Below are 6,338 nucleotides of genomic sequence, written 5' to 3'. Positions count from 1 at the left end.
ATGAAGCCGGGAATCATGCCGAATATCGTTGGCATGAATATCATCATCAGGAGGGCCGGCAGGGGGTAGTAAACGCCAACGCGGTCTTTGAAGTAGCGGACGATTAAGAGGAGTGCCAGCGTCATCGCCACGCTGTAGAGGAGCATCGGGTCCCTCCTGAGAAGCTTGATATCCGTCCAGTAAATTGTCCCTTTTTCACAAAGCTCATCTCAACCCCTCCACGGCGTATTTGTAGAACCTTATTTTAGCGAAGTAACAGGCAACACCCTCCCCACAACTAAAGCCGCTCCCGACTTCACCAGTGTATCCGTTAAAACATCCACAAAGGGAGCTTTGAAGAAGTAGAACACCGGGTAGCTTGGAACGGCGTAAAGGACCTTTCAGATTTCCCCTGAGGTAGCCGTGATAGTGGGCGAAGGGAGGGTGTGAGACCACCATGGCGCCGAGTATCGGCATGAAGTAATCGTCCAGGTCGCGGTAGGGAGCAGAGATGCCCAGGCCGAGGAGCGTGTAGGTAACTGAAGCGAGGAAGGCCCCGGAGAGGACGTAGGGCAACCCGGCGAGGGAGCGCGTGCCGATGAGGAGTATCATAGCGGCCCCGATTACTGACTCAACCCCTAAAATCAGTGTTTTTGCGAGAATGTAGCTCCTTCACTCCATCGGGGTTACGGCCAAGGCCCCGATCACCCGTGCTTCTTCTGGGCGAATATCTCCGTCCCGACGAACATGAAGCTGACGAGGCGGGGCTCAAGGACGAGGAATATCGGCACCACCGCTGGAAGGTACCGCTCAGGGAAGGCGAGGAGCATGAGACCGTAGGCGAGCGCAACCAGGAGGTAGAGGGGATAGAGGTAGCCCCTCACACCAATGACGAGATCGATCTCCATGCCCTTGAAGAAGCCGGAGACGAGTTTATCCACCTCGCTTTCAAGCCCGACCATCTTGAGGACTTCCACCGGATCGGGGTCCTTTTGTAGAAGCTCGCGAAGAACTCCAGGTTTTCCAGGGCGGTTAGCTTCGAATAGACGGCGGGAAACTCGAAGGACACGCCGATTTTGTTGTGGTGGCCATTTTCCCCACTCCTTGAGATCCTTTCCGAAGACCTCACGGTACCCTCGTAGTCCTTGATTATCTTCACAAGGATTTTGACCATTGTTGTTTTTCCGGCGCCGTTCGGCCCGAGGGAGCCGAAGACCTCCCCCTCCTCCACCGACAAGCTGAGCCCGTCAACGCTCCTCACATCGCCGTAGTACTTCCTAACGTTCTCGACCTACCTTCTTCAAGCCCTTCCTCAGGTGCCCCTTCACGGTGGAAGGGCTCAGACCAGCTCTGGGGGCGTTCATTCGTTTTATAGAGTACAAAAGATAAGGAGAGAGATGCCGAGGACTACAAAGACCTCAATCCAGGGGTTCACTGTGGCGGACACTTGTGACATCCGGTTTCATGTTTGGGCTTCCACAGAATTTTCATTTCGTTTTTCCTTCCCTTGTCGCACAAACGCAAGAAAGGCCGTTGTGAGGGCTCCGCCGATCCCCGCCAGCAGGAAGCTCTCCCACGCCGGGAACGCATGCACTTTTGCAAAAGCCGCAATGATGAACTCTCAGAGCGTTCCAAGAAGCACCCCCGTGGTAATAGAGTGTCCGGAGTTCCTTGTAAACTGAATGAGGACAACTGGAACCCCGTAGATCAGCAATGCTACAGTAAAGGCCATTGTCGCGACAACGTGGAAAGTGTAGATATTCCGAAGGTAAATAAAGTAGCCCGCGAAGAGGAACGCTAAGATCAGTGAATGGAATTTTAGAGCCTTCATGTCCCTGCCTCCTTTAGGGGCCTGGTGTTATAGGAACACATCTCGTGCCGGTCTCGGAACAATGGATAGCACACGGTATTGTATAAATTCCATTTCCCCCGTCAAACAGCATCTAATAGCACAATTCCAGTCAGTATGGCATGGGTATGATTCACAACGCTCTAAGAACCCACAGTCACTGATACTGTTGCATTCGCGAGAGCATGAGTTAAGAGGGATTGTATGCCCGTTAGTGATCAAAGCATGAGCTTCCACAAGAGTCCCCGTGCCTAACAACCTTAACGTGGGAATAGTTGGCCTGCCACGGTTTGGCCAGCTTCCAGAAGTCTCTACTCGTTACAAGCTTAAAAAACACATGAACTTCAGACCGGTTCTCTGAACACTACTCACGGGTTTTGTAACTGCAAATGGGTTCACGCAGCCCCTGACTTCTGAGTACTTTGGGTAGCTAACCACATAAGCACCATACGCTCCAATCAGGAGCAATACCACGAGTACGGCCAACAATGCACGCCTTTTCATTGACCCCCCAATCTGATTGTTTATTAACTTGTCACAAGTTACGATATATTTGCGATATATAAAGCTTCTGCTTAAAGGAAACTAAAATTTGGCACATTTAATTCTAATATTACAGGCTATAGTTTGGTTAATAATGTAATAGATGAAGTTTTCCTTTCGGCCCACATCGAAGCACTCAAAAGACTTTTATAAGTCGCCTTCCAGTCGTTAGCGAACATACATAGACGGTGGTAACCATGGAGGCACTTGAAAGGGCCCTTGAGTGGGCTGAGGAAAACCTGAAGGCTGAATACATAGAGCTCCGCTATGAAGACCTTAGGAAGACAACGCTCGGTCTCAAGGATGGTGTTTTCACGAGCTTTACAGGAAAGCTCCACAGGGGCGTTGCCATAAGAGTCCTGGCCGATGGAGCATGGGGCTTCGCCTCGACGAGCGACCTCTCAAACCTTGAGAAGAAGATCGAAGAAGCCTACAAGCTGGCCAGGGCGGCGGCCCAGACAAAGAAGGAGAAAATCCAGCTGGCGGAGATAGAACCGGTTCAGGACTTCGTTGAGAGCAAGATGAGGATCAAGCCGAGGGAGGTTGACATAGGGGAGAAGGTAGGCCACCTGAGGGAGCTTGAGAGGCTCCTCAAAGAGGACAAAGCCGTTAAGAGCGTCCAGATACGCTACGAGGACGGAGGAGGAAGGAAGATCCTTCTCACCAACGAGGGAACGGAAATAGAATGGGACTACAACTACCTCTACCAGGGAACCTACGTCACGGGAAAGGCCGACGGGAAGCTCGCGATGGTGAGGGACAGCATTGGTTCAGTTGACTACGGCTGGGAGCTCATGACCGAGAGGGAACCCAACGAGAAGGTTGCCCGGAGACTCCTCAGAAAGATGCACAGCCAGCTGAAAGGAGTAGCTCCAAAGCGCGGTGAGTGGCCGATTGTTGCGGGCCCAATAGTCGTTGGAATCATAGCCCACGAAGCTTTGGGCCACTTGGCAGAGGCTGATTTAACCATAAACTCGCCCTTCAAGGATCTCATAGGGAAGCAGATAGCCCCGGAGTATGTCACGATGAGCGAGCGCATAGTTGAGGGAGGCTTTGGAAACGACCGCTATGATGACGAGGGCGTTCCGGTCAAGGACATCCACATAATCGAGAACGGTATCCTCAAGGAGATAATGCTCAACCGCGAGTATGCCCACAAGTGGGGCATGGAGCCGAACGGCCACGCCAGAGCCGAGAGCTACCGCTACCCGCCGATAATCAGGATGCGCAATACGGTCTTTGAACCCGGTGACCACTCCTTCGAGGAGCTGATAGAGGACATCAAGTTCGGCTACTACGTCGTTGACTTCCGCGGAGGTCAGGCACAGCTCAACTCGGCCTTCCAGGTTGGAATCCAGGAGGGCTACGTGATTAGAAATGGCGAGATAGCGGAGCCGATAAGGGACACTTCCATTACCGGCGTTGCAATCGAGGCCCTCAAGAAGATTTCAGCCGTTGGCAAAGACTTCGGCCTTGAGGTCGGCTTCTGTGGAAAGGGACAGATTGCATTTGTAAGCTCCGGCGGTCCGCACATGCGCTTCGACGGGGGAATACTCATTGGATGAGGTGGTAAATATGGAGAACCTCCTTCGCTACGCCGAGAAGTTTTTTGATGAGGTCGAGATTGCCCTTTACCGCTCGCGGGAGGTCAGCACGAGTGTCGAGCTCAACGAGATTTCGATGGCCTCAACGAGGAGCGAAGCAATAACGATAATCCGCGGAATTAAGGACAAGCGCCTCGGTCTGGCGATAGTGGACAGCGACGAGCCCGAGAGGGTTAAGGGGGCGATAGAGCAGGCGGCAAAGATGGCAGAACTCAACAGCAGAGACGAGAACTGGGTCTCCCTTCCAGAGCCAGGGAAATACCGCGAAGCTCCAAAGCCGAACTACGAGCTTAAGGAGGCCTCCCCCGATACACTCGTCGAGAAGCTTGTTAAGGCGATTGCCCTCGCCCGCGAGAAGGACCCCCACGCTGTTGTCGCCGGGGGGGCAGGCGGTGTCTCATGGGAGGAGAGGCATATCGTCAACTCCCACGGGATTGACGTCTTCCAGGAGGGTGGTGCCGCCTATATGTACCTCGAGCTTGTAGGGAGAAAGGGCGAGGTCGTTACACCAGGCATCTTCGACTTCGATGGGAGGAGAGATTTAAACCTCGACGTCGAGGGGATAGTCGAGAGGGCCGTCCAGAAGGTCAAGTGGGCCTACAGCGTTAAAGCCAGCAGAAACGAGGAAGTGCCCGTAATCCTTGGCCCGTGGGCGATTGCCGGGCTTTTCAGCTACGCGCTCCTTCCGGCCTTCAGCGGTGAGCGCTTGGTCAAGGGAACCACCCCTCTCCTTGGAAAGGTCGGGGAGAAGATAGCGAGCGACGTCATAACCCTTTACGACGATCCCTTTCACCCCCTGTCGCTTGAGCCGGTCATAGCGGACGGTGAGGGCGTACCTACAAGGAAAAACGTCCTCATCGAGAACGGAACATTCAGGGGCTTTGTCTGGGACAACTACTGGGCGAAGGTTTACGGAACGGAGAGCACAGGAAACGGGAAGAGGGATTTGAGAAGCGGCGGCATAAACATCGGCTTCCACAACGTTGTTATAGAGAACGGAAAGCGCTCCCTTGAGGAGTTAATAGGCGAAATCGAGCGCGGCTACTTCGTGGACGGTTTCCAGGGGGCACACTCGAGCAACCCGGACAACGGAAACTTCGCGGTAACCGCCAATCCAGCGTTCCTCATCGAGGACGGCGAGGTGAAGGGCGCGAGCGTGTTCCTAGTCGCTGGAAACGTCTACGGGCTCCTGCAACAGGCGAGCGAGGTAACGAAGGAGCAGACGGTTATGCCCTTCATGAACACAATGACGACGCCGCACATAAAGTTCGAGGGCGTGAGGATAGCGGGGAAGTGATTTCCTTTTCTCTCCCCGTTTTCTCTACAGGAAATCGCTTTAAAAAGGAGTGTTTTGTGGGAAACGTCACCTCACACTGAAGTCAATTGCAATGTTGAACTGCCTCGGCGCGTAGGGGCGCACCTTTCTCCGATCGAGGAACTCAACCGTGAGGCCGAGCTCCCTGGCAATGGCCCTTATCATCGCCTCGTGCTCGGAGTAGAGATCCTCCTCGGGGCCGAAGCCGTAGTAGTGGATTGTCCCGCCAGGCCTGACGCTCAGCATCGCCTCCCTCAAAAAGCGGTCGGCGAACTTTGGGAGGTTCATTATGACGCGGTCTGCTTTTATTTTTCCGGCGACCTTCCTCACGTCGCCGAGGATCGGGATGACGTTGTTGACCCTGTTCAGGCGTACGTTCTTCTCGAGGTAGCAAACTGCCCAGGGGTTTAGATCAACCGCGAAGACGAGCCTGGCCTTCTTAGCGAGGAGTATCGAGTAGGGCCCAACGCCGGCGAACATATCGAAAACTATCTCCCCCGGTTGCGCCCTCTCAAAAACCCTCATCCTCTCGGTGGCGAGCCTTGGCGAGAAGTAAACCCTGGCAACGTCAATCCTGAGTCTTATCCCGTTCTCCCGGTGTATCGTCACAGTCCTGTTCTCGCCAGCGAGGTGGATGAGTTCTCTCACGCGGTACTCGCCCTCAACTTTGCCCCCCTTGGCGAAGACCGCCTTTATGTGCCTGTGGACTTTTAGAATGGCCTCACCGATGGCTCTTCCGCAGGGCATCAGCTCCTCTGGGAGTTCGATTATCGCGATGTCTCCGATGATGTCGAAGGAACTCGGGAGGAGTGGCCTGAGCTCCTCTGGAACTTCAACGACCTCACGGTAGCTATGGGGTCTATTCTCCAGCTTCTCGAACTCTGCCTCGACGAGCTCAAAACTATCAAGGGGTTCTGTAACAGGGAAGAGGACAAAGCCTCCTTCCCGTTTTATGGAGTAGCCATTAGCCAGGACGCCGAGTTCGAGGAGCTTCCTCCTGATCTTTTCGGCCTCTTTCTTGGGGACTCTTACGGCGAGCATCGGTGGG

Annotated in this window: 6 protein-coding genes; 2 read left to right on the top strand and 4 right to left on the bottom strand. The window is 54.0% G+C overall.

The genetic code is table 11. The features are described from left to right. Nucleotides 1-204 precede the first annotated feature (204 nt). From MV985_RS10170 to MV985_RS08190, 3 genes are all read right to left on the bottom strand, one after another. Nucleotides 205-591, bottom strand: a complete 387-nt coding sequence (locus MV985_RS10170) for a hypothetical protein (protein ID WP_366085364.1) — start codon at nucleotides 589-591, stop codon at nucleotides 205-207. A 92-nt stretch (nucleotides 592-683) separates the two neighbouring features. Beyond that, nucleotides 684-887 carry a hypothetical protein gene (locus MV985_RS10165; RefSeq protein WP_366085361.1) on the bottom strand — a complete coding sequence of 68 codons (204 nt, stop codon included), beginning with the start codon at nucleotides 885-887 and terminating at the stop codon, nucleotides 684-686. Then, nucleotides 860-1,240 carry an ATP-binding cassette domain-containing protein gene (locus tag MV985_RS08190; RefSeq protein ID WP_297465159.1) on the bottom strand — a complete coding sequence of 127 codons (381 nt, stop codon included), beginning with the start codon at nucleotides 1,238-1,240 and terminating at the stop codon, nucleotides 860-862. The genes MV985_RS10165 and MV985_RS08190 overlap by 28 nt, the downstream gene beginning before the upstream one ends. Before the next feature lie 1,328 nt (nucleotides 1,241-2,568). On the opposite strand from MV985_RS08190, the gene MV985_RS08185 reads away from it, so the two are divergent. Further along, nucleotides 2,569-3,936, top strand: coding sequence for a TldD/PmbA family protein (locus tag MV985_RS08185; protein WP_297465157.1), 1,368 nt, complete (start codon nucleotides 2,569-2,571; stop codon nucleotides 3,934-3,936). A 10-nt stretch (nucleotides 3,937-3,946) separates the two neighbouring features. Beyond that, nucleotides 3,947-5,272 (top strand): TldD/PmbA family protein, encoded by a 1,326-nt coding sequence (locus MV985_RS08180; protein WP_297465155.1) that lies wholly within the window; start codon nucleotides 3,947-3,949, stop codon nucleotides 5,270-5,272. Nucleotides 5,273-5,338: 66 nt separating this feature from the next. Here MV985_RS08180 and MV985_RS08175 read toward each other — a convergent pair whose 3' ends face one another. After that, entirely contained in the window at nucleotides 5,339-6,331 is a 993-nt protein-coding gene (locus tag MV985_RS08175) for a class I SAM-dependent methyltransferase family protein (RefSeq protein WP_297465161.1), read from the bottom strand. Nucleotides 6,332-6,338 lie beyond the last annotated feature (7 nt).

This window comes from Thermococcus sp., from assembly GCF_027012695.1.
GTDB lineage: Archaea > Methanobacteriota_B > Thermococci > Thermococcales > Thermococcaceae > Thermococcus.
This window is presented reverse-complemented; position numbering and strand designations above follow the sequence as displayed.

Coding starts and splice junctions, on each gene's coding strand:
- MV985_RS10170 (WP_366085364.1), bottom strand. CDS start 591: ATGATACTCCTCATCGGCACGCGCTCCCTCGCCGGGTTGCCCTACGTC.
- MV985_RS10165 (WP_366085361.1), bottom strand. CDS start 887: ATGGAGATCGATCTCGTCATTGGTGTGAGGGGCTACCTCTATCCCCTC.
- MV985_RS08185 (WP_297465157.1), top strand. CDS start 2,569: ATGGAGGCACTTGAAAGGGCCCTTGAGTGGGCTGAGGAAAACCTGAAG.
- MV985_RS08180 (WP_297465155.1), top strand. CDS start 3,947: ATGGAGAACCTCCTTCGCTACGCCGAGAAGTTTTTTGATGAGGTCGAG.
- MV985_RS08175 (WP_297465161.1), bottom strand. CDS start 6,331: ATGCTCGCCGTAAGAGTCCCCAAGAAAGAGGCCGAAAAGATCAGGAGG.